Source organism: Streptomyces sp. NBC_01320, assembly GCF_035974375.1.
Lineage (GTDB): Bacteria > Actinomycetota > Actinomycetes > Streptomycetales > Streptomycetaceae > Streptomyces > Streptomyces yanii.
On the sequence record NZ_CP108390.1, the window covers coordinates 10,538,695 to 10,561,080 of the forward strand.

Below are 22,386 nucleotides of genomic sequence, written 5' to 3' on the forward strand. Positions count from 1 at the left end.
CGGTCGCTCCGTTAAGGTGCGCGGAATGACCGACGACTCCCCGACCTGTCCCGAGTGCTGCCAGCCCATGAACTCCGGCGGCTTCGTCCTCTCTCAGCGGGAGGACGATGGCCGGCGGGCCTGCCGGACGCTATGGAGCTGCGCCGGTCGGCATGTCTGGTGGCGCTGGGCCGACCGACCGGATGAGCCTTTGGAAGTCTGCCCGGTGCCGGGACTGTTCCGCTGACATCCAACGCTGACATCAACGACCCCGGACGACGGCAACACGCAGCAGCCAGACGTCGCACTGTTGCGCGGGACGGGCACCGACCAGGCCGAGGGAAGATCGAACTTACAAAGCAGATGTCGGCGGTTCGAAACCGTCCGCGTCCACCAGTCAAAACGCCCCCGCAGCGTGCCGCTGCGGAGGCGTTGACGGCAGTAGGTGACGGCAGTCCCTCAGGCGCGTCGCGCTGGGCGTGAGTAGAAACCTTCTCTACGGGTTCAAGGCTCCTCGCTCCGCTCGTCGCGCGCTCCCCGGCTCACCGCCGGGGCCCTGCGCTCCTGTCTCCGCCCCGCTCTGGGCCCCGGCTACGCCGGTTGCGTAACTAGAGCGAGAGAGCCTGGACGAGGGGAGACGGAAGGCATAAGACGTGCCTCCGGCGGGGGCGCTCAGACTCCGGGATGGGTCGGGGCGCCGTTCGCGGGTGCCGGCCGGAGCGTCGCGAGCGTCGTGGGGCTCCCATCCCGACCACCTTCGACCCAGGCGGAGCCGAGCAGTCGCGGCCCAGGGCGTCAAGGTCGTTCGTACAGTGGCGCGCTCCACCTTGACGCCCTGAACCACGCCCGCTCCACGGTGTGTGGGCCGAAGGCGGACGGGATGGAAGCGGGGGTGGGTTGAGGTGGAGGAGTCTGCGCGGGCCGCGCTCACCCCATCGACCTAGCGGGTTGAGTCGGGAGTGCGCTGCGAGGCGGCCAGGACCCAGGCGGCAAAGGCTTCGACGCCGTCTACGACTGCCTCGAAGCGCGGGGAGTGGAAAATGTCGAACGCGTGCTGCCCGCTGGGCAGTTCGGCGTAGACGACGGTGCTGTCCGAGGTGCGGCGCAGTTGGTCGACGAAGTTCCGGGCGCCCTCGATGGTCGCCAGCGCGTCCTTGGTGCCGTGGGCGATGAGGAACGGCGGCGCACCGGGGTGGATGTATCCCTGTGGCTGGAGCGGGGGCGGCGGCTCGTCCGGCGCATCGCCGAAGTAGTGGCCGTAGTAGCCGTAGAGGCAGATGGCCGCGGTGACCGAGGTGTCGACCGACTCGAATCCGGGCTGGAATACCGGGTCGTTCGGCGTGAGCGCGCACAGGGCCGCCAGGTTGGAGCCGGCGGAGCTGCCCGCCACGAACAGCCTCGACGGATCGGCGCCGTACTCGGGGGCGTGCTCGCGGACCCAGGCGATGACCTTCTTGGCGTCGATCTGGTGGCCGGGGAAAGTGGTCTGGGGCCGCAGCCGGTAGTTGGCGCTGATGCACACCCACCCTTGGCTGGCGAGCCGGTAGAGCAGGGGCCGTGCCTCGCGGTTCTTCGCTCCGCTGGTGTACCCGCCGCCGTGGAAGTAGATCAGGACCGGCCCGTTCTGCGGTGTGTCGCGGCGGCGGTAGATGTCGAGGAGATTCCGGCGGCCGGCGTCCCCGTAGCTGATGTTGGGGATCCGCTGCACGTCACGCCGCCGCATCAGGCCGGGCAGCAGCAGGATGCGGGCCCAGGGCCGGTGGCGGCGCAGCGGTACGTGCACACGATCCCGCCAGCCGGTCCCGAGGCCCTGCTCAAGAGCCCGCCCGACTACCCGATCCGTGCGCAGGCCCCGCCAGGCGGAGACAGCAAGGCCGACGGTGACGACGGCGGCCACCGCGGCCGTCACCTTGGCGCCCGGTGACTCCAGATCACCATCGGCGGCGGCCAGTGCCGTGGAGGCCACCAAGACATAGATGCCCACGAACGGCACCTCGTTGAGGCCCAGGCCGAACCAGAAGCTCATGGTCGCCAGTGGCCGGGGACGGCGTGGCGCGACAACGGCGAAGAAGGTGCACCAGGCGAAGAGCGCGGTCGTCGCCACGTATCCCATCGGCATGTCCATGAAGGTACCACCGTCAACTCTGGGCAATTTCTTGGGATTTCCCCGCCCAGCCCCGCCGTCGCAGGTCACTCACTCGTGAAGATCCAACGAACCCGGTTCAACATCAGCGCACACACGCGTACTCGGCGCCGATGGGAGGGCGTGCCGTGCGGGTGCGGCTGGATCTGATCAGGCCTCCCCGGTCCGGCCGCTGAGCCGGACAGTAGCCGGACAGCAGGTTGACCCAGGTGGCCCTCGGATCGCATCCGGGGGCCACCCGTCCGGGCACTCCACCCGTTCGGAAGGAGATGCAGGGCAAGCTCAAACGGGACACCCCCTCAGCTTGACTCTGTCGGGGATCTTGGAATCAGCGGTGTCAACCACGGCTGCTTCTCCAGGACTTCGGCCGGTGGATGTTGTGCTGGTCCAGGAAATTCTGGAAGGCCGTGGGCTGTCGGGCCGGAGGTGTTCTTCCGGTCGGCGGCAGTCCGCTGAGTCGCTCGATGTTGACGGCGATGGCGGTCAGGACGTGCTGGAGGTGGGTTTTGTCCTGGCCTCGGTAGCGGCAGCGGCGCATGCCGTGGCCGTGGGCGAACTCGTTGATGGTGCCCTCCACCCCGGAACGGACCGCGTACCGCGCCTTCCACTCGGGTGTCTGCTGCTCGGTCCGGACGCGGAGTTGCAGGTCGCGGAGTTCTCGCGGTGGGAAGCCCACGTTGCGGGCGCTTTCGCGGGAGGTGGTGCACTGGGCGCGGACTGGGCAGGGCCGGCACTGACCCTTGGTGAACCGCGCCACGATCAGCGGGGCCGCGGTGGGCGAGGACGTCGGGTAGGGACCATGCCAGCCTCGGCTGACCTGGCCCTGGGGGCAGGTCACCTGCCGGCGGTCGAAGTCGATGTGGAAGTCGTCCCGGCCGAAGCCCTCGCCTCGACGGTGCTGGCGGGTGGGGTTACCCGGCAGCGGTCCGGTGACGGTGACCTGGTGTTCGCGGGCGGCCTGTTCCAGATGGACCAGGGAGGTGTAGCCGCTGTCGACCAGGTGCTCAGCGGGCAGCAGGCCGCGACGCCCCAGGCGAGTGTGGATGCCGGGCAGGACCTGGCTGTCGTGCGTGGTGGCCGCGGTGGTGGCCACATCCGTGATCACGTTGGGGCCGTCAGGAGCACAGGTCTCGGTCAGATGGGCGGAGAACCCTCTCCAGCTGACGATGTGTCCGTGACGTGCGTAGCGGGCCGAGGTGTCGTAGGGAGAGACGATCGCCAAGGACGATGGCGCAAGCCCGGGTCCGCCGTCCTCCTCCGTGCGCCAGAGCAGGCGGCCCGCGGCATCGCGGTAGTAGTTCTGGACCGTGATCTCTCGCAGGGCCTGGACCTGGCGGCCGAATGCCCGGCCTGCTCCGTGCCGGTAGAGGTATTCCAGGAGCCGGGCGGCGTCGTTGCCGGTGGCGAGGATCCTGGTCTTGGGCCGGGTGGGGTTCTTGCCCAGGCGGACCGGTCGGCCGTAGCGGCGCCCCCATTCCTCGTCGACCAGGCCGTCCAGCAGGTGGCCGGCGGTGCCGGCGACTTCCTCCAGCGCGGCCCGCACCGCCTCGGTGATCAGTTCCAGCTGTGTCAGGTCACGCACCGCGGCCAGGACATGGGTGGAGTCGGTGCGCTGCGTGGTGCGCTCGCGCACCAGACCGGCGGCTTTGAGGCGGGCCAGCGCGAGGTCGAGGAGGCGGTCAGCACGCTCGCCCTCGGCGAGACGGTCACGGAAGTCGGCCAGCACGCTGTGGTGGAAGCCGGGGTCGTCCAGTTCCATGGCCATGGCGTACTTGAAGTCGATGCGGCAGCGCACCGCCTCGGAGGCCTGCCGGTCCGACAGACCGAGCAGGAACTGCAGCACACAGACGGTGGCCAGTTGAGCGGGCGAGAGGCCCGGACGCCCGTCGCGCGGGTACCAGTCGGTGAAGTCCTCGTCGCACCACAGCCCATCCAGCCGGTCTCTCACCCACATCGCTGTCGTGCCCTTCGGGTTGCTCGCCCGCGCGACCCGCGCGGTCAAAGGCGGGACTTGCTCACCGGAACGGAGGCGAAGGGACAACGGGCACCTCGGCAGCTGCATCGGTCATCGGAACGACACGAGCATGCTTGTTGACCAAGCCGCCGCACAGCGAAACTCCAAGATCCCCGACAGAGTCAAGCTCAGGGCGTGCCACTGTCCTGCTGATTACCGCCCGTGCGATGGCTCACCATAATCACGATGAGGCCGGTCAGCAGCACGCCGCCGCTCAGCGACCCCCACTGGCGGGTGTCGGGGTCGCTGAGCGCCCAGAAGCAGACCTGTTGCCAGCACAGGGCGAAGGAAGCCACCAACTGGCCCCACCCGTAGAGGCGTGGGCGGTGGACCGTCCGCCGGTTCGCGGGGAGCACCCAGCCACGCGTAATCCCCGCTACGCCCGAGGCGGCGATGAGCAACGCCAGCAGAACAACAGGTATGGCAACGTAGAGCTTCATGGTCCCTCCCTGCGCGCCGGAACCGCGCCGGACACCGGCGTGATCATGGCACCCGCCGCGCTGCGCGTCCACGCGCTTCCCCGCAACCCTCATGATCGGCCGGACAGTCCTAGCGATCCGGGCCGTGCTCGTTGCATGCCCGGCCCAACGGGAAGCGGCGGGGACTCACGGGGAAGCTCGGCCACAGTTCAGTTACGGCCAACGTCAGACGCGTCCCAGGTCAGCCAGCGCCCGCATCCCAGGTCTTCCAAACTAGTGCTCCGGATCCGAGCGCGGCGGCGCTTGACTGAGTCATTGAAACTCCAGCCCAAAGCCGCTACGCCGACCGCTCGGTACCGCGAGCCAGGGAGAGGGCTGCCGTTCAGTACCAGAACGGTGAATTTCAAGTCCAGTGAGACATTTGTGTGGCTATGAGATCTGTGGTGTGGTTTCCCTGCGCTTGGCGGGGTCGTTGATCCACGCTTGCTGGGGTATCTCGGGCGGTGTGGGGCGGCGACCGAAGCGTTCGGGGTGGCGGGCGAACGCTTCGGCGAGCGTGACGGCTCTCTGGTCGCGGACCTCCTCGGCGGTGCCGAAGTGGACGCTGGCGGGCGTGTGCCATCCAATGCCCGAGTGCCGGTGCTCGTGGTTGTAGTACGCGATGAACGCGTCGAACCAATCACGGGCGTGGGCCAGGGAATCGAACCGCTCGGGGTAGTCGGACATGTACTTGGTGGTCTTGAAATGGGCCTCGCTGTAGGGGTTGTCATTGGAGACTTTCGGCCGGGAATGGCTGCGGGTGACGCCGAGGTCGATCAGCAGCTGAGAGACCTTCTTGGAGGTCATTGAGGTGCCCCGGTCGGCGTGGACGGTCTCGGGCACGATGCCGTTGCGCTCGATGGTGTCCCGGATCAACTCCTCGGCACGCTCTGCTGATTCGGCGCGTTCGACGGTGTGGCCGACGATGTAGCGGCTGAAGATGTCGATGACGACGTAGGCGTGGTACCAGGTGCCCTTGGCCGGTCCGGCGAGCTTGGTGATGTCCCAGGTGAAGACCTGGGATGGGGCGGTGGCGACCAGTTCGGGCACGGTCTTGGCCGGGTGGGTGGCCTGACGGCGACGCTCGCCGGACTGGCCCTTGTCACGCAGGATCCGGTACATCGTGGAGACCGAGCAGTGATAGCGGCCCGCGTCCAGCTCACGGGCCCAGATCTGCGCGGGCGGCAGCTCCACGTACTCGGCGCTGTTCATCAACTCCAGTACTGCCGAACGCTCTTGATCCGTCAGCGCCGAGGGCTGGGCCTGGACGTGGGAGCGGGGCGTGCGGTCGGTCGGGGGCTTGAGCCTGCGGTAGTGGGTGGCCCGGGAGCGGCCTGTCAGCCGGCACGCGGCCGTGATGCCCAGCTGGCCCTGAACGCCGGTGAACGCGGTGTCCACCACGGGGTCGGTGGCGTGTTTCAGTCCGCGCTCTCGGAGATCATTTCCAAGAGCGCGGAGGCTTTTCCCATCACCTCGAGTGCGGCCTTGTTCCGGGCCAGGTCCTTCTGCAGCCGCTCCACCTGCTGTCGCAGCTTCTCGTTCTCCACCTCCGCGGCGGACTTCTTCGTGCGGGCGGGGCTGGTCCGGCGGTCGACCAGGTTTTCCAGGGCCCCGGCATCCCGGGCGGCCCGCCACTCCTTGACATGCGAGTGGTAGAGGCGTTCCCGGCGCAGGACCGCGCCCTTCTCGTTCCTGGGCGCGGCGTCGTACTCGGCGACGATCCGCAGTTTGTACTCCGAGGTGAAGGTACGGCGCTTCGGCCTCGGCGCCGGGTCGGACCCGACGGGCTCAGTGCTGGGCATAAGGGGCGGTTCTCCTGTCGTGCCCTCTCAGGCTAACCCCGCAGAACGGGACGTCTCACCCGAGGCTGACAGAGAGGGGAAGGCCTTGACGACGGCGTGCCCCGTGGGGACGGTCCGGGTGTAGAAGGCCTGCAGGTCGGTGTGATGGGTGAGGAACCAGCCCTTGACCTCAGCCTCGTCGAAGGCAGAGAAGGGAGGCAGGACCTTCGGCCGGGCCACCTCCCAAAGATCGTCGAAGGAGACCGCAGCCAGGAAGTCCGCTACATCGCGCACCTGAGCGGGGCGAAGTATCAGAAACGGCGGCTGGTTGTAAGTGGCGTGGTACACAGGGTCGCCACCGAAGACCGGGAGTTCCCAGTCATGAGAACCCTGCGGGGTCAGGTTGCGATGCCACCGCATGATCGTGTCCGGGTGTACCAGCAGCAGGAGCTGGTGCAGCTTCTGCCACGGGAGGTGGTGGAGCAGGCCGGCGAGGACAGTGCGGTCGGTGTCCGTGAACGTGGGCTTGCCGACCTGGCGTTGCAGGACGAGCAGTTGGTGCCGAACTGTAAGGATCTCGATGTCTTTGTCCCGGTGGCTCATCGGCGGCAGGCGCAGGAGCGCGAGGGTTTTGGTCGCGGCGAGGTAGGCCAGGCGCAGCAGCACGAGATCATGATGTCGTCCGTGTCTGTGCACGTGAAGACATCGGAGTGGTCGGCGAGCGTGACCTGAGGGGTCAGTCGATCAAGGCCTCCACCTGGGTGGATGATTTATCGGCACCGGCAGGACTCTGCTGCGCAATTCCAGGGTGTCTCCGCCCTACGGACCATGGCCTGCGACGATGTTGTGACCGTCGCGGCCTGCCCAGCGGATTGCCGCTGCTCGGCCCGATTGCGCAGCAGAGTCGACACTGGCTGCGACGCGAGAAGGCATCCGCCGACGGCAACAGCGTCACGTCTCCTGCCAGCAGCACCACGCATGAAGCCCGTAGGGCCGGCCCGGACGGATCCGGACCGGCCCTGAACGCGGTCGTACTGTGTTGCTAACCCGTCACGGCGCCGGGACGGCGTCCAGGATTCCGATGGCGTCGGTGCCCGGGGCGACCACGAGGCGCCGGGTGAGTGTGTACGAGCCACCCGCCGGTACCTCGACCTGGAACCGGCTCATCACCCAGTTGCCCGCTGCGTACACATCGAAGGCGCTCGCGGGCGTCCCGTAGACCAGGCCGAAGACCTGCGGGTCGGTGCCGGTCATGCCGATGTACGGCTTGGTCGGTGTGTAGGCCGCGGTCGCACCGGGCGCCACCACGCCGGCGCCCGGGATGATGCTGGCCTGGCCCGCGGCGTCGTGGTCCATGGCGTCTCCGGTCCACACGTTGAGCGGGTCGGAGCCGGTGTTGCGCAGTTCCGTCGTCACGGTGGCGTAGGTGTCGCCCGGCTTCAGCGTGTAGGTGGTGGTCGCGGTCAAACCGGTGAAGCCCTTGACCGGACCCGACACGCGGACGACCGCCTGGTCGCCGGTCGCCTGCACGATCTTGACGTCGGTGGCCGCGACCGACCGGATGTCCCACGCGCTGTCGCCGGTCGGCTGGGTGGCCGAGACGTAGGGCAGGTTGATCCAGTCGAACTGGTCGGCCATGCCGCGTACGGCGATGTCGACCGGCTTGCCGCGGGTGCCGCCGCTGAGCTGGCTGTCGTTGTAGGCGTCGGCGATCGCCACGGAGAGCTTGTCGTTCTCGAGCATGACGTCGCCGTAGCCGGCCTCGACCAGACCGGAGCCGATCCGCTTGCCGAAGCTCGCCTCGACCGTGACCGGAGCGAGCGTGACGTCGGCGGTGCCGTTGCCCGTCTCCGGGACGGTGACCCGGCCGGCGGCGGACAGGTAGCCCAGCGCGGTCACCTTGACGTCGTACGCACCGGCCGGAGCCTTGACGGCGTACTTGCCCGCGGCGTCGGTGGTGGTCGAGGCGACGACCTTGCCGGCCTGCTCGAGGGCGACCCGGGCGTCGGCGACCGGAGCACCGGCCGACGTGATGGTGCCGACGGCGCGTGAGGCGTCCGGGACGGCCGGGTCGTGCAGGTCGAGCTCATCGACCCACTGCGCGAGGTTGCGCGTGGGGTCGCCACCCGCGGTCGCGTAGTCGGTCAGGTGGTAGAAGCTGAACTGCTTGGACGCGCCCACGGCGAGGGAGACGTCGTAGTAGAGACCCTCGACGTAGCCGAAGGCGCCGACGGCGTACGGCGTGTCCTGCGCCCAGGCGAGCGCCTGTGCCGGCTGGCCGTTGGTCGTCGCCGTGTCAGCACCGACGTAGACGAACGGCGCGGTCCAACCCGAGGTCTTGAAGCCGGGGTTGGTGCCGGCGACGCCGGGGATCCGGCCGTTGTCGACGGAGCTGTCCGGGTCGATCATGTAGTTGAAGTAGCCCTTGTAGTCGGTCGTGCCGGTGTTGGTCAGGTTGACCGTCATCTTCACGACCGGCGCGCCGGGCAGGGTCGCGTAGCGGACCTGGGCCTGGACGGCCTTGTTCGCGCGGTAGGCACCCTTGCCGACCACCGCAGCGCCGTCGACGGCGAGCTCCGGGAAGTCGATCTGGTCGTTCGGGCGGTCCCACGAGTCCTTCGTGCCGTTGAGGTCCGGACGCAGCAGCATCTCGCCCCAGTCGAGCGTCTCGGCGCCGTTGGCGTCGTTCAGCATGAGGTCCGCCAGGGCACCCTGGCCGAGACCGCCCACGCCGTTGTTGCCGGCGGTGTACGGCGTCACGGACGCCCGGATCTTGTCGTTGGCCAGGTAGTAGTACTTGTTGCCGGTGACGACGTCGGTGCGGGTGCTGCCGTTGCCGTAGTCGGGCGCGAAGGTCGAGACACCGGCCACCGGACGGGTGACCTTGATCAGCTGGAGGTCAGCAGTGGAGTTGCCGGCCTCCCCGACCTCGACGGTGCGGGCGGAGTGCTCGTCGGCGATCAGCCCGCGCTTGACGGCGGTGACCGTCCAGGTCGCGGCCGGCAGGCCGAGCTTGTAGCGGCCCTGGGCGTCGGTGCTGGTGACGGTGGTCTCCTGACCGGACGCCGTGGCGGTGACCTTGGCGCCCGCGATCGGTGTACCCGTCTCCGGGTCGGTGACGGTGCCGGTCACGGTGGCCCAGCGCTGCGCCGCCTCGCCACCAGGGACGTAGGCGTACAGGTTGCCGTCCCACGAGCCCGCGACCACGGTGTTGCCGCTGACCGCGGGACCGGCGCCGACCCAGGTGCCGATCTCGTGGTTCCACAGCTGCTGCCCGGTGTCGGCGGCGAGCGCGTAGAAGCGGCCGTTGTTGGTGCCGACGAAGACGGTGTCACCGGCCACGACCGGGCTCGACATGACGCCACCGTGGTAGGTGTCGCCGGGCAGGACCCGGTCCCAGATCACGTTGCCGGTCTCGGCGTCGAGGGCGACGACCGCACCGGTCGGGAAGCCCATGTAGACGACGCCGTCCTTGACCGCCGCGGCGCTCGGGGTCGAGCCGCTCGAGACGAGCGAGGTGTGCGGGCTCTTGTAGGTCCACAGCGTCTTGCCGGTCCGGGCGTCGCGGGCGGCAATGCCGTTGTCGGCGCCGATGAAGACCTTGCCCTCGGCCGCCGTCGGTACGCCGTCCTGCCAGCTGCCCAGGGACTCGGTGCCGGTCCACTTCCGCTCGCCGGTCTCGAGGTCGTAGGCGAGCACCCGGTCAGCGGTCTGGTTGCCGACGTACACGGTGCCGTCCATGACCGCCGGGGTGCCGTCGCTCATCTGGCTGCCCGACATCGGCGAGGCCCAGATCTCCTTGCCGGTCTTCGTGTCGAGCGCCTTGAGGACGCCCTGGCTGCCGATGCCGTAGCGAGTCTGGTACGGCCAGAGGACCGTGTGCCCGGAGACGGCGGGCGAGTAGTAGCCGTAGGTGCGCTGGTTGTTCGGGGCCGGCGCCTTTTCCGGCACGGCCTTCCACCGCAGCTCGCCGGTGGTGGCGTCGACGGCGTACAGCTCCGAGCCGAGCGTCGGCGCGTAGACCAGGCCGTCGCCGTAGGCGAGGCTGCCATGGATCGACTGCGGCACCTCGAAGTCCCACAGCTTCTTGCCGCTCTTGAGGGAGACGGCGTGGATGCGGCTGTTGCCGTCACCGTTCTCGTCGCGGGTGCCCGCGTAGACGACGCCGTTGTGGATCACCGGCGAGCCCGTGAGGAAGGTGCCCGGGGTGCGGTAGCTCCAGGCGAGACGGCGGCCCGGCTCCTGCGCGGGCGCGATGCCGGAGTGGGCGGCGTCGCCGTGGTGCTGGGTCCAGTCACCGTCGGCGACGGGGGCGAGCGCGGGCTCCTTGGTCAGCGTGAACTCGGCGGACTTCGTCCAGACCTTGCCGGCCTGGTCGGTGATGGTCACCTCGATGCTGTGCTTGCCGACGGTCTGCCGGTTCTCCGGCAGGTTGTTCTGCCAGGTGAACTCCCCGGTGGCGCGCAGCGGGAGCCATACGCCCTTGCCGTCGATGCGGTAGCGGGCCGACTTGACCTCGTCACCGGTGTCGTAGGCGTTGACCTGGATTCCCGGGAAGCCCGCGGCCGGGACCTTCGAGCCGGGGGCCGGGCTCACGATGGTCAGGTGCTCGTTCTCGCCGTACATCCGGAACGGGTTCTCGAAGCCGGAGCCCGCCATGTGGATGTAGCGGAAGCCGCGGGGCGCGTTGTCGATCGTGTAGGAGCTCGACACGGTCTGGATGTGCTTGGCGGTCGAGGCGAACGCCGAGTCGTTCTCGACGTGGTTGGAGTGCTCGTGACCGACGAGGATGAGCTGAGCCTTGTACTTTTCGAGAACGTCACCGAAGGCGTCGTAGGTCGACGGCGAGCCGAACGGCACGTTCATCGGCTGGTGGGTCAGTACGACGACCTCGATGTTGTTGGTCGGGTCGTCGTCGAGCGGGACGCCCGCTGCGAGGTCGTCCTTCAGCCACTGGAGCTGCTCGTCGAACGGTGCGGAGCCGTTGTTCTCCAGCACGACGAAGTGGCGGTTGCCGTAGTTGAACGAGTACCACTCGGGGCCGACGTTCGTGCGGTAGTTCTCAATCCTGGCCGCGTACGCCGAGCCGCTGCCGTACTCGTGGTTGCCGACCGCCGGCCACACGCCGACGTTCGACTGCGCGGTGCTGTTGCGGTAGGTGTTGAACTGAGCCTGGCTGGCGTTGTTCGTGAGGTCACCGCTCACCGCGATGAAGCGCAGGTCGGTGCCTGTCGAGTTGATCTCGCGGATCTGGTCGGGCAGCTGCGCGTTGACGTGCGGGTCGGCGATGTTCGCCCACGAGAAGTTGTCCCCGTCGGAGATCCGGTCGCGCTCGAGGGCGAAGTCCGCCGCGGGCGTCGCGCCGTCGCCGAGCTGGCCGAGGTTGGCCCAGAACCTGGGCTCCTTGAACTGGTCGAGGCCGAACCGGTAGCCGCGGGGCTGACTGGCCCACACGATGTCGGTCGTGCGGCGGTCGGTCGAGATCGTCAGGGAGTAGGTGCCGTCGGCTGCGGTCGTGGTGGCGACCACGCCGTCGGAGACGCGGACGCCGGCCAGACCGGCCTCGCCGTCGTTCCGAGCGCCGTCGCCGTTGGCGTCGACGTACACGACGCCACTGACGGTGGCCTCAGGCGGGTCGATGGCGGTCGCCACGTACGACGTGAGCGGGCCCGCCACGACACTGGTGGCAAGCCCCAGCGTGGTGACGTACAGGACCACGCGCATGCGTGCGTGCGTCCATCTGGACGAGGACATGAGAATCCTTCGGGGAGTGTGGTTGGGGGGTGACGGTTGGGGGCGTCAGGTCAGGAGGGGCGAGCGTTCGACGAACCAGACCAGACCGGAACCGGCGACGGCGAGGGTTGCCGCGACCGTCCCGAGCGTGAGGGTGCGGGCTGCGGCGGGTGCGGTCGCCGCCCGACGCAGGAACAGCAGAGCCGGGAAGGCCACCGCGATAATGGTGAGCTGGGCCAGCTCGATGCCGAGGTTGAAGGAGACGAGGTCAACCAGTGTCGAGACCGACAACTGGCCGTCGACGCTCAGCGCGCCCGCGAACCCGAGCCCGTGCAGGAGCCCGAACCCGAATACGACGGGTAGCCGGTGGGCGGCGCGGGGCGAGAGCAGGTTGTCGATCGCGACGAACGCGATGGACAGCGCGATCAGCGGCTCGACGATCCACGTTGGCGCGCTGATCCAGCCGATCGCCGCGAGCACGAGGGTCACCGAGTGGGCCAGCGTGAACGCCGAGGCGACCTGGACCACGTCGCGCAGCCGGTTCGCACCGAGCAGGAGGGCGAGCAGGAACAGCACGTGATCGAGGCCGAACAGCAGGTGCTCGGACCCCAGGCGAACGAGCCGCGGGATCTCGCTGAGCAGGTCGGTGTGGCCGACCGTGACGCTGGTGTCCGCGAGGTCGAGCAGTGCGGCACCGCGGTGCCCGTCGACGTCGTAAGCCACCTTCGTGGTGGTGTCGTCGACGACTCCGTCGGAGGCGCGGAAGATGTCGCTGCGGACGGTGAATGCACCCGACGCAGGGCAGTCGTAGGCAAGCGACACCCGCACTGCGCCCGCGTCGGTGAGCTCGACGCGGTGGTCGTCCTCCGGGGTGCACCCGATCGCGCCACGGCTCAGTCGCACTCGGCCGCCTACGTACGCCGCCACCTCGGTCGCATGCGCGTCGAGCGCCTTCCGCCGCGTATCGGTGGGCACGTCGGCGACCGTCCCGTCCGGACTGGGCAACCCAGTGTTGCTGCTCAGGCCGTCGAGGCTCAGCAGCTTGCCGAGGACGTCGTACTCGACGTCGACGACGGCGGCGACGCCGTCACCGTGGCTGCGGAGGTCGATGGCGACGGAGGTCGTTCGGACGTGCGCCTGCGCCGGGGCGCCGCACAGGAGCACGGTCACGACGGCGGCAACGAGGGTGGTAAGGAACGCTTTCATGCGCACAGCTGCAACTCCGAGATGGGGGAGGGCGGGCGTTTCATCCTTCGATTCCCGCCGTGCGCGCGTCGTGGCCGCGGAGTGCGGCCAGCGCGGCGAGGTTCTGCCGTGGGGTGAGCGAGGGGTAGAGAGCGGGACCGTCCACGAAGCCGGCGACACCGTCGGGAGCGTCGAGTGCCCGCCCGACCGGTGTGCCCAGGACCTCGAGGCGGCCACTGTCGGTAACCGCGAGCCCCAGCAGGAGGCCGAGCCAGGTCGTCTTCCCGGCGCCGTTCGGTCCGACCAGGCCATGGATCTGCCCCTGCGTCACATCGAGGTCTATGCCGTCGAGGGCGACGACGTCACCGAAACTTTTCGTGATGCCGCGAGCCCGGATTGCGCGGAGTTGATCCATGGGTCCCTTCCTTCAAGAGCCTCAAGGACCATAGGGACTGCTCAGGCTGCTCACAGGGATCGCGAGTTGAATGCTGATGGAACACGAAACGACCAGCACCCTTTGCGATTGCTTGATCAAAAGCAGAGGAGTGGATGGAGAAGTTACGATCGCGAACACTGCGTGGTGTTGGGGGCGATCGAGGAGTCACTCGGCGGCCTGAACGGAGGGGCCGAGGGCGTATTGACGAGAAGTCAGTCACCGGGGCGTGATAGTCACTCGGTGTCACCACTCGGGCAGGACCGAACCGCCCACGCGGGTCCGCATCCGGACGGCAAGGGCAACGGGGCCTCCCCCTTGACCGTGGACACCATCCGAGACTGGACCATGAGGATCCAGAGAAAGATGGTCACGCATGGTGATGAAGGTGTACTCCGCCGAGTTCAAGGCGGACGCCGTCCAGATGTACAAGTCCCGGCCGGGAGCCACGCTTCGGGAGATCGCCCAGGACCTGGGCGTGAACCGCTCCACGCTGCGCAACTGGATCGAAGCCGAGCGACGTCGCGCCGCCGGCGGGAAGCCGGGCGGGAGCTCAAAGACGGCCCCCTCGGCCGCTTCCGCGACGGGCCCGGTATCGTCCGATGACATGCTGGAAGCGGAAAACAAGCAGCTCAGGGCACGTGTGCGGGAGCTGGAGCAGGAGCGCGAGATCCTGCGGAGGGCTGCGAAGTATTTCGCGGGCGAGACGAATTGGTGAGTCGCTTCCAATTTGTTGATGATCATCGCGGCGCCTTCGGTGTCAAGCGACTGTGCAGGGTCCTGGAAGTCTCCCGTTCCGGGTTCTACCGCTGGGCGGCCGGCATCCAGGCCCGGATGGCGCGCGCCCGCGCGGATACGGACCTCGTGGAACGGATCCGGGCGATCCACACGGACTCCGACGCGACCTACGGTGCGCCCCGGATCACCGCCGAGCTGCACGAGGCGGGGATACAGGCGAATCACAAGCGCGTCGAGCGCCTCATGCGCGAGCACGGCATCGTCGGGGTGCACCTGCGCAAGAAGGTCCGCACCACGATCCCCGAGCCCTCGCCGACGCCGGTGCCGGACCTGCTCCAGCGGGACTTCACCGCGCCCGCGATCAACACCAGGTACGTGGGCGACATCACGTACCTGCCGATCGGCGACGGTGAATTCCTTTACCTGGCAACGGTGTTGGACCTGCGCTCGAAGCGTCTGGCCGGGTGGTCCATCGCGACGCACATGCGCACCGAGCTGATCACCGACGCGCTGCGAATGGCGGCGGCCAACCGAGGTTCCCCGGGGCTGCGGGACGCGGTGTTCCACAGCGACAACGGAGCCCAGTACTGCTCGAAGGACTTCGCCGACCTCTGCACCGAACTCGGCGTGACCAGAAGCCGGGGCGCCGTGGGCACGAGCGCGGACAACGCCGCCGCGGAAAGCTTCAACGCCTCCCTGAAACGAGAGACGTTGAAGGGGAAGAAGCGGTGGGACGGGGCCCGTGAAGCCCGCCGGGAAGTCTTCCGCTGGATCACCCGATACAACACCCGAAGGCGCCACACCGCCATCGGGAATATCAGTCCGATCACCTTCGAACGGCGATCGGTTAAGGTGGCGCTCGCCGCATAACGCACGGTGTCCACGATCTTGGGTGAGCCCCCCTTCAAGATCTCCCATACCGTGGACGCGGCCACCTTCACCCCGAGCACGAGTAGTTCGCCTTGCACCCTGCGGTAGCCCCAGTCGGGATTCTCCCTGGCCAGGCGCGGGACCAGCACGCGGATCGAGCGCACGGTGCGCGGCCGGCCGCCGCGCTTGGGCCGGGACCGGGCGGCGTGCCCGGCGGGCGATCAGGTCGCGGTGCCGGCGCAGGACCGTGTCCGGCCGGACCAGCAGTTGCATCCGGCGTTGCACCTCGCGGGGCACGCCGTGGAGCAGCGACGCCAGGAACGCCCGGTCGCCGGCGTCGAACCGGACCCGCTGCCCGTCCAGATGCCGCTCCAGGACGGCAATCTGATGACGCGGAGCCAGGATCTCGACATCCTTCTCCCGGTTGCTCATCGGCGGCAGTCGCAGCATCGCGAAGGCGTTCGTCATGCCCAGGTACGCCAGTCTCAACAGCACGGCCGATCATCATGCCGCCTCCACCGCCCCCCGAGCGAGAGCGCCGACGCGGGTGACCACGGTCGGCATTGAAACCCACTCCCACCTGTAGGGATGAGGTTATCGGCAAGGGCAGGGCGCGCACATCGTGGTCTCTTCGTCGCCGAGGCTCCCGGCTCTCGGGGCCCTTCGCCGACATGGGCGTTCACATACGCCCCATTGACCTTTCCTTGACCCTCGGGTCAGCATCATCCGGAACGCCCCCCACGCCAGTCCCACCCGTAACGTCGTGAGGAGCCCGCCCCATGCGCACCTACCGCAGCACGCGGAACACCCGTCCGCGAGCGCTACGCACAGCCGTTGCCACCGTCGCAGCCTCCGCCGCCCTAGGCACCGTACTGGTCACCTCACCGGCCGCCGCCACCGCCACGGCCGCCGAAAGCGAGCCGGGGAACTGCAAGACCTCCGACGATCCGTCCTGGTCCGGCTGGACCGACCATAATCAACTCGGCGCCACACTGCTGCAGATCGAGAAGACCAGCAAGGGCCGGGTGCAGGTCGAGGTCGCCGGGCGCACCACCCAGGGACGCGAACTGTGGGCCGCGCGAGTGGGCACCGGCCCCCGCGTCCTGATGGTGACCAGCGCTATTCACGGCAACGAGCGCACGGGCACGGAGGCCCTCATCGGCATCCTCAAGGAGCTCGGTTCGAGCTCTGGTCCGAAGACCGACGAACTCCTCAGCAAAGTCACCCTGGTTGCCATGCCGATGGTGAACCCGGACGGCGGCGAGCTCAACCGTCGTATCAACGTACGTTCCTGGGACCAGACCGTCGCGCAGTTCCCCCAGCTGGCCGGGGCCCCGCGTGCCTGGTACCACAGCCTCCGCGGAGACGGCATCGACCAGCCCGGCTATGACCTCAACCGGGACTTCAACCCGGATCTGAACTATGTCCCGCAGGCATCCGACCTCCCCGGCAAGCAGGCCGACGCCGGCTTCTTCCTCTCCCCCGAGTCGCGCGCGATCCGTGACACGTATCTGAAGATGCGCAACGAGAAGGGATCTGTCGACGCGTTCATCGATCTGCACCACATGGGTCCCTGCGAGCGCATCACGGGCGGCCCTCAGGACGGCAAGCTGATCACGGTCTCGCTGGACTATCCGCCGCTCGGTGTGAACGATGGGGCCAAGTACAAGAAGCAGTGGCCGAAGCTGGACCAGGACAAGTCCCGCCGCTATGCGCTCACGGTGGCCAATGGCATCGCCGACGCATACGGAGAGCAGTCGAGGCTCGCCGCGACCGGCCGCTATCTCCACCCCGACGCGCGCGAATACGCCGGCCAGGGCCGCTCCGCTTTCGCCCTCAACGGAACCGGCACAGTCCTCTTCGAAGTCCGCGGGCAGCAGGATGACTTGGGACAGCGGCAGCGCGGGATGTTCGTCCAGTCCGTACGTACCGGAGTGGAGTCCCTGATGACGGGCCTGGCCACGGGCAGCGCCGACCGGGTCAACGGGGACGACTTCTTCAAGCTGCCGGACTACGGGTGGGAGACCATGGCGGACTGACCTCGGCGGAACGGGTCCCGTGCGCAGGCACGTGACCCACGGCAGCGACGCGGCCCGCGGCAGGTTCCCAACCTGCCGCGGTTACCAGTCTGTTCGTTGCCTGCCTGTTCCATGGCGGCCCGGCCCAGGCGGGTCTGGCAACCTGCGGCGATCTCGCTGCGTGTCTGCGGCTCGGAGGGCGAACCGCTGGTCGGCGTGGGGGATGGGTGGAGGGTCTGGCTACCCGGGCCGGACGCTCGGTGATGTCCTGGCCGGGATGGGCCCGGTTGGCGCGCAGGCGCCGGCGGATGCGGAGCGGAACCGGCGCGGGTGGGGGCGGTGTCTGCTCATGGGGCATGGACGCGGGAGGGCCCCCGCGCCGACCGGACCGTGGTGGTGCTGGTGCACGGTGCGGGGCCGCTGACGGTATGCGTCAGTTCAGCGCGGCGGCTTTCGGGGTGCGGTAGAAGGTGATCGTCGGCCAGCCCCGGCGGACGGCGAGATCGTTGAGCAGGTCGGCGATCTCCTGCGAGGAGATGGCGTAGGGGGCGGGCGTCTCGTTGCACCTGTCGCTGAACTTGATCTGCATGTCCGCGCTGTAATCGTCGCCGATGTTCATGCGAGCCGTACCGTCGAAAGGGTCCCCTCGGGGAAGTCGGCAGAGGAGGTCTTCGCCTGGGCCTGCACGGCTTGGGGCTCGGCGGCCTGGGCCGGCTGCGCCACCGCCGCGCCGCCCGGGACCGCACCCGCGGTGGTCGTCCCGGAGGATCCGAGCAGGGTTCGTCTGGAGATGCTGGACATGGTTCCCCTCCCTATTCACCGGCCCTGAGGGCGTGTGCCGTTCAGAAATGCGTTGCTGCGGGTCGTAGGGGGTCTGGTGGCGCTCAGGGTCGCGTGGGAGGATGCCGCGGGCGATTGTCTCGCTGGTCTATCGGGTGACGGGGAAGCTGTTGTCGGTCCCGGTGCTGCTGCGTCGGCAGGTGGCCAGGCACGCCGAACGTCTTGTCCTGCGGCACGAGAACGCGGTGCTGCGCAGGCAACTTGCGGGTCCGGTGCGCTACGAGCCGGCGGACCGGCTGTGGTTCGCGGCGTTGTCCGCGTTGATACCCCGGCGTCGTTGGGCGCAGGTGTTCCCGGTGACTGCGGGCACCGTGCCGGCGTGGCATCGAAGGCTCGTGGCGCGCCGGTGGGACTGCAGCAAGCGTCGGAGCAGGCCCGGCCGGGCACCGACGACGAAGCAGATCCGCCCGCGGGAAGCACCCGCCGACCTCCAGCAACCAAAGCTCCAGCTGGTCACCGACCTCCTCGGCCCGCTCCAGATCCGTGACGTCCAGCGGCACATCCAGCAACTTCGCCTGCATGCCGGCCAGTTACCCGCACCGACAGATCACCGAACTACAGCGGACCAGTCGATCTCCAACTGAAGGGCTAGGAAGCCGTAGACGGCCGCCTGACGGCCTATCTGCTCGGTTCGTTGCACATACATGTGCGAACCTCCGAATCAAGCCGCAAGACTGCCAGCAGGCCACAACTCACGCGTCAGATCTTCGCCTTTGGGGGAGGTAACGCATGACGGCGTCAGGCTCGGCGGTAGCGATCTCGAAGCTCGGAGATGACGGCCTTCTCGCGCGTGTTGACGGCACCGTCCACTGTGGCCACCCGGTCGGCCACGTCGAGGATGTCGCTCAGATCCCCCGGCTCGGCGTCTATGCGCTCCCATACCTCGGCGGGTTCGATGTCGACGAGGTCTGCGAGCTGTCTGTCGACCACCTGATGCTGTTCCCGGACCAGCCTCACCAGGTGTCGCATCAACAGCGCCTCGTCGTCGGCTATCTTCTGGTTCGCCCTGATGACGAGCCACGCGACCCACAGCATCAACCGCGGGTGCTGACTCCGCTTGCTCATGCCCTCGGCGAGTTCGATCACCCGCGCCTCGTTCCGGAAGACGGCTTGCGCGTGCCGCCCCGCGAGCAGTGTCGTATAGCGGTTCAACACCACGGCAAGGGGAACGCCGACCAGGGGGATACCTATTTTGATGACGTTCTTCTGCAGGAGATACTTCCCGACGACGGGGAGAGCCTTCGTGGCGGTGAGTACCTCTCCGGAGTAGAAGCGCTTGATCAGCGGCCGCACGATGGCTGGGACCGCCTTGGTCACACCTTTCTGGACCGTTTCCCCACTCTTGATCGTGAAGGCCACTCGGATGAGCTTCCACATGTCCTCGGGGTCGGACAGGTCGAGCGGGACCCGGTAGAGGACCGCGACGTCGTAGGCCAGGCGGAGCTGGAGCCGGGTGACGAACGCGACGTCGACCATCATGGTCGTGATGGCGGCCGGGACGGTCGCCGGCGAGGCACCACCGGCGCTCCCGAGGGTGGCGACGACGGTCGCCGTATAGGCCCCGGCGGAGAGCCCGCCTTCGAGCGCGGCGTACCGGGCCGCCATCTTGATCCGCTGATCGACGATGGCATCCGCGGGGACGCCCTCGTACCGCTCCTGGAAGTACTGCCAGTCGACCTTCTCGGTGTAGGAACTCATGGCCTGAGCGCTGAGCTTGGTGAACCAGCTGCCCGACTTGATGTCGTCCGCGCTCAGACCCTTGATGAACTTCTTCAGCTCGGCCCGCTCCTGCTCGACGACCTCCCGGTCGGCATCGTCGTCGCCGCCGGCGTCGACAGCGTCAATCGGACCTTCGGTCATGGCGAGTTCTCCCCGCCATGCGTCATTCTCGGCGAGCGACTTCCGTGGCGTTTGGGGGAGAGTGACCTTCTTCTTGGCAGTACGAGGACGCCGTGGCCTCGCGGCAACTGCCTCAGGCGCCTCCGCCGGTGCTGGTACGTGCACTGGACTTTCGGCCGGAGCCTCGACAACCACCGCGGACGGCTCCGCGCCCCCCGCGGGTTCCTCCGACTCTTCCTCAGAGGCGTTGTCCATATCGATACCGAAGTCCGTGGCCAGACCTGCCAGCCCGGTCTCGTACCCTTGGCCGACGGCGCGGAATTTCCATTCCTCGCCCCGTCGGTACAGCTCCCCGAAGATGAACGCGCTCTCCACTCCGGCGTCGGTGATGGAGAACCCGAGGAGAGCCTCACCCGTACGGTCGGCGATCGCTATCCGTAGATCGCCCAGATCACCGAACCGCGCGTCGCCGTAACGGCTCGCTGCCACAACGACACGCTCCACGCCCGACGGCATTGCACTCAGGTCGAGGGTGATTCGATCCTCGCTCCCATCGGCGGTCGGTGTCTTGCCCAGGAGTTGCACACTGCCATCAGCTGCGGCCGGGTTGTTGTAGAAGAAGAAGTCCGCGTCGGTGCGCACCTTGCCGTTGGCGTCCAACAGCAGCACGGAAACATCTGCGTCGTCGTCCCCCGTCGCACTACACCAGGCGAGGCTCAGGACCACGGAGCTGACGTCCTCGCTCAGAGAAGCAAGCCCGGCGTTGGCTCCCTTGACCATTTCCAACATGTCGCCCCCCAGCGCACCCGGCCGGCGCTGAACCCTCCCCAGGGCAGCCCGGTCCATCATGAAACCTGTACAACACATCCCGTTGCACGAAGTGAACCTTAGCTCCCAGGTTGCGATATTCGTCTTACGAAAACAGAACTCGTTCGCTGGTAAGCAGACTTGCACAGTAAGCAGCTCGCGGACAGATGGCACAAGTGGTCATCACTTGACCTGTCGAGTACATGCCGAAGCTCGCGGAGAGTAGAGATCGCCAACGTCGAGATGCACAGGTCAGATACCGTCTCTCCACCCAGCAACCCAGTCTCTTCTAGGTGCTTGCCCGAGCGGACGGGAGCTCGCGCCCTATTGCCTGCGGAACTGATCGGTACCTGGCGGGGCGAGCCGCGCGACCGTCGTAGGGGCACTTCGGCCCTTTCAGGACACGTTGCCGCGGATGTCGTCGCCGAACATGCCGTCGGTGTAGGTGACGTACTTCGGGGTGAAGGCGCCCTTGCCGGTGATGACCCCGGTGGTCTTCTCGCCCAGGGCGAGGTCCATGACGTCCATCTGATCCTCGGTCTCGCCGAGTTCGGCGTTGTGCTTGGCCCCCTCGGTGTCGGTGATGGAGAAGTACAGCGGGTTGACGTCGATCTTCTCGTCGCTGTTGTTGCTGATGGTGACCTGGACGCTGGTGAAGTCGCCGCCGTCGTGGAGGATGCTCGGCTTGAACGCGGTCTTCTTGGCGGTGATCTGCACCGGTGCCAGCTCGGCGGGCTTCTTTGCGGGCTTGTCGGCGGGCTTCGCGTCCGCTTCGCCGTCGCCCTTCTCCACGGCAAGCTGCCGTTCGCCAACCTGCGCAGGGGCAACCGCGACTGACTCCCATGGTCTTGCCATGGCCGTGGTTGCGGGCACGTACATGTCGCTCATGCCACACCATTGAGCGCCTCGCTCTTCAACTTGGAATGACCGCGCGGCCGATAGATCCTCAACCCGCCGGTACTGGCTCCACCGGCTTCAGGTCGAGCCGGTTCTGCGCCTGAGCGACGTGCCGGCCGGCGAGCCGGCCGGAGATCATCGCCCCCTCGATGTGCAGACCGTGGTTGAGCAGCTGGACGCCGCCTTGCCCGGTGGACCCTGCGGCCCACAGGCCCCGGATCGGCTCGCCGTTGGTATCGGTCACGCGTAGGTTGGTGTCGACGGCGAGGCCCCCGTCGGCCAGCGTCGGGAAGGTGCCCAGGCCCGAGGCCCGAGGCCCGGGAGCGGGGGCAGGCCCTGCTCGCCCGGGTCGGACTCGCCGACCGTCCAACTCGACTTCATTGCAGAAGAGTTGGAATGAACCACCAAGATCCTGCTGGAGTCCGGGGCGATGAGCCTGTCGGAGATCGCGAGGGAGACCGGGCAAGACGGTTCGCAAGTACCTGTCGGCACCGGGTCGGCGACGCCTCCGCGGCGATCACCGAGCGGGCGGTCCCACGCAAGGGTGATCGACGAGTTCGGGCCTCTGATCGACTCGATGCTCCGAGCCGAGGTGCTGATGAAGGCCGCGGTCATTCACGAGCGGCTGGCCCAGGAGTACGGCTTCACCGG

General features: G+C 68.0%; 16 protein-coding genes and 3 pseudogenes. 3 read left to right on the forward strand and 16 right to left on the reverse strand.

Going from position 1 to position 22,386, the window contains the following annotated elements; genetic code table 11:
- Nucleotides 1–919: 919 nt before the first annotated feature.
- The 10 genes and pseudogenes from OG395_RS48060 to OG395_RS48105 form a co-directional block, all read right to left on the reverse strand.
- Nucleotides 920–2,098: an alpha/beta hydrolase gene (locus tag OG395_RS48060; RefSeq protein WP_327248548.1), complete on the reverse strand. Its 1,179-nt coding sequence runs from the start codon at nucleotides 2,096–2,098 to the stop codon at nucleotides 920–922.
- A gap of 361 nt (nucleotides 2,099–2,459) precedes the next feature.
- On the reverse strand, nucleotides 2,460–4,184 hold the full coding sequence (locus tag OG395_RS48065) for an IS1182 family transposase (RefSeq protein ID WP_327248549.1): 1,725 nt from the start codon (nucleotides 4,182–4,184) through the stop codon (nucleotides 2,460–2,462).
- 80 nt (nucleotides 4,185–4,264) lie between these two features.
- On the reverse strand, nucleotides 4,265–4,576 hold the full coding sequence (locus tag OG395_RS48070) for a hypothetical protein (protein ID WP_327248550.1): 312 nt from the start codon (nucleotides 4,574–4,576) through the stop codon (nucleotides 4,265–4,267).
- Between the two features lie 408 nt (nucleotides 4,577–4,984).
- Nucleotides 4,985–5,992, reverse strand: a complete 1,008-nt coding sequence (locus OG395_RS48075) for an IS3 family transposase (RefSeq protein ID WP_327242340.1) — start codon at nucleotides 5,990–5,992, stop codon at nucleotides 4,985–4,987.
- Nucleotides 5,993–6,012: 20 nt separating this feature from the next.
- Nucleotides 6,013–6,396, reverse strand: coding sequence for a hypothetical protein (locus tag OG395_RS48080; RefSeq protein WP_327241097.1), 384 nt, complete (start codon nucleotides 6,394–6,396; stop codon nucleotides 6,013–6,015).
- Between the two features lie 27 nt (nucleotides 6,397–6,423).
- Nucleotides 6,424–6,795, reverse strand: coding sequence for a DUF1877 family protein (locus OG395_RS48085; protein WP_327249695.1), 372 nt, complete (start codon nucleotides 6,793–6,795; stop codon nucleotides 6,424–6,426).
- A pseudogene (locus tag OG395_RS48090) lies at nucleotides 6,774–7,041 on the reverse strand (integrase); the annotation flags it as partial. The gene OG395_RS48085 and the pseudogene OG395_RS48090, both read right to left, overlap by 22 nt.
- Nucleotides 7,042–7,425: 384 nt before the next feature.
- Complete coding sequence (locus OG395_RS48095; protein WP_327248551.1) at nucleotides 7,426–12,129, reverse strand: outer membrane protein assembly factor BamB family protein; 4,704 nt, start codon at nucleotides 12,127–12,129, stop codon at nucleotides 7,426–7,428.
- A gap of 45 nt (nucleotides 12,130–12,174) precedes the next feature.
- Nucleotides 12,175–13,314: a HupE/UreJ family protein gene (locus tag OG395_RS48100; protein ID WP_327248552.1), complete on the reverse strand. Its 1,140-nt coding sequence runs from the start codon at nucleotides 13,312–13,314 to the stop codon at nucleotides 12,175–12,177.
- A 46-nt stretch (nucleotides 13,315–13,360) separates the two neighbouring features.
- Nucleotides 13,361–13,708: pseudogene (locus OG395_RS48105) on the reverse strand (ATP-binding cassette domain-containing protein); the annotation flags it as partial.
- Nucleotides 13,709–14,102: 394 nt separating this feature from the next.
- Between OG395_RS48105 and OG395_RS48110 the strand changes: the two are divergent.
- Nucleotides 14,103–15,334, forward strand: a protein-coding gene (locus OG395_RS48110) for an IS3 family transposase (RefSeq protein ID WP_327248553.1) whose coding sequence is annotated in 2 segments (ribosomal slippage) — nucleotides 14,103–14,424 and nucleotides 14,424–15,334 — 1,233 coding nt in all. Because the reading frame shifts where the segments join, the coding sequence is not laid out codon by codon here.
- Between the two features lie 32 nt (nucleotides 15,335–15,366).
- Here the strand turns inward: OG395_RS48110 and OG395_RS48115 are convergent.
- Nucleotides 15,367–15,829 (reverse strand): annotated as a pseudogene (locus OG395_RS48115) (integrase); the annotation flags it as partial.
- Nucleotides 15,830–16,113: 284 nt separating this feature from the next.
- Here OG395_RS48115 and OG395_RS48120 point away from each other — a divergent pair.
- Nucleotides 16,114–17,373 (forward strand): M14 family zinc carboxypeptidase, encoded by a 1,260-nt coding sequence (locus tag OG395_RS48120; protein ID WP_327248554.1) that lies wholly within the window; start codon nucleotides 16,114–16,116, stop codon nucleotides 17,371–17,373.
- Nucleotides 17,374–17,785: 412 nt separating this feature from the next.
- Here OG395_RS48120 and OG395_RS48125 read toward each other — a convergent pair whose 3' ends face one another.
- Both OG395_RS48125 and OG395_RS48130 read right to left on the reverse strand, forming a co-directional pair.
- Nucleotides 17,786–17,971 (reverse strand): hypothetical protein, encoded by a 186-nt coding sequence (locus OG395_RS48125; RefSeq protein ID WP_327248555.1) that lies wholly within the window; start codon nucleotides 17,969–17,971, stop codon nucleotides 17,786–17,788.
- Entirely contained in the window at nucleotides 17,968–18,153 is a 186-nt protein-coding gene (locus OG395_RS48130) for a hypothetical protein (protein ID WP_327248556.1), read from the reverse strand. Before OG395_RS48130 ends, OG395_RS48125 begins: the two co-directional genes overlap by 4 nt.
- Nucleotides 18,154–18,254: 101 nt before the next feature.
- Here OG395_RS48130 and OG395_RS58705 point away from each other — a divergent pair, with 101 nt between their 5' ends.
- Nucleotides 18,255–18,776: a hypothetical protein gene (locus OG395_RS58705; RefSeq protein ID WP_442818695.1), complete on the forward strand. Its 522-nt coding sequence runs from the start codon at nucleotides 18,255–18,257 to the stop codon at nucleotides 18,774–18,776.
- A gap of 154 nt (nucleotides 18,777–18,930) precedes the next feature.
- Here OG395_RS58705 and OG395_RS48140 read toward each other — a convergent pair whose 3' ends face one another.
- From OG395_RS48140 to OG395_RS48150, 3 genes are all read right to left on the reverse strand, one after another.
- Nucleotides 18,931–20,811 carry a TerD family protein gene (locus OG395_RS48140; RefSeq protein WP_327249696.1) on the reverse strand — a complete coding sequence of 627 codons (1,881 nt, stop codon included), beginning with the start codon at nucleotides 20,809–20,811 and terminating at the stop codon, nucleotides 18,931–18,933.
- Nucleotides 20,812–21,234: 423 nt separating this feature from the next.
- Nucleotides 21,235–21,726: a DUF4352 domain-containing protein gene (locus tag OG395_RS48145; RefSeq protein WP_327248557.1), complete on the reverse strand. Its 492-nt coding sequence runs from the start codon at nucleotides 21,724–21,726 to the stop codon at nucleotides 21,235–21,237.
- A gap of 58 nt (nucleotides 21,727–21,784) precedes the next feature.
- Nucleotides 21,785–22,213, reverse strand: a complete 429-nt coding sequence (locus OG395_RS48150) for an FAD-binding protein (protein WP_327248558.1) — start codon at nucleotides 22,211–22,213, stop codon at nucleotides 21,785–21,787.
- Between the last annotated feature and the right edge of the window lie 173 nt (nucleotides 22,214–22,386).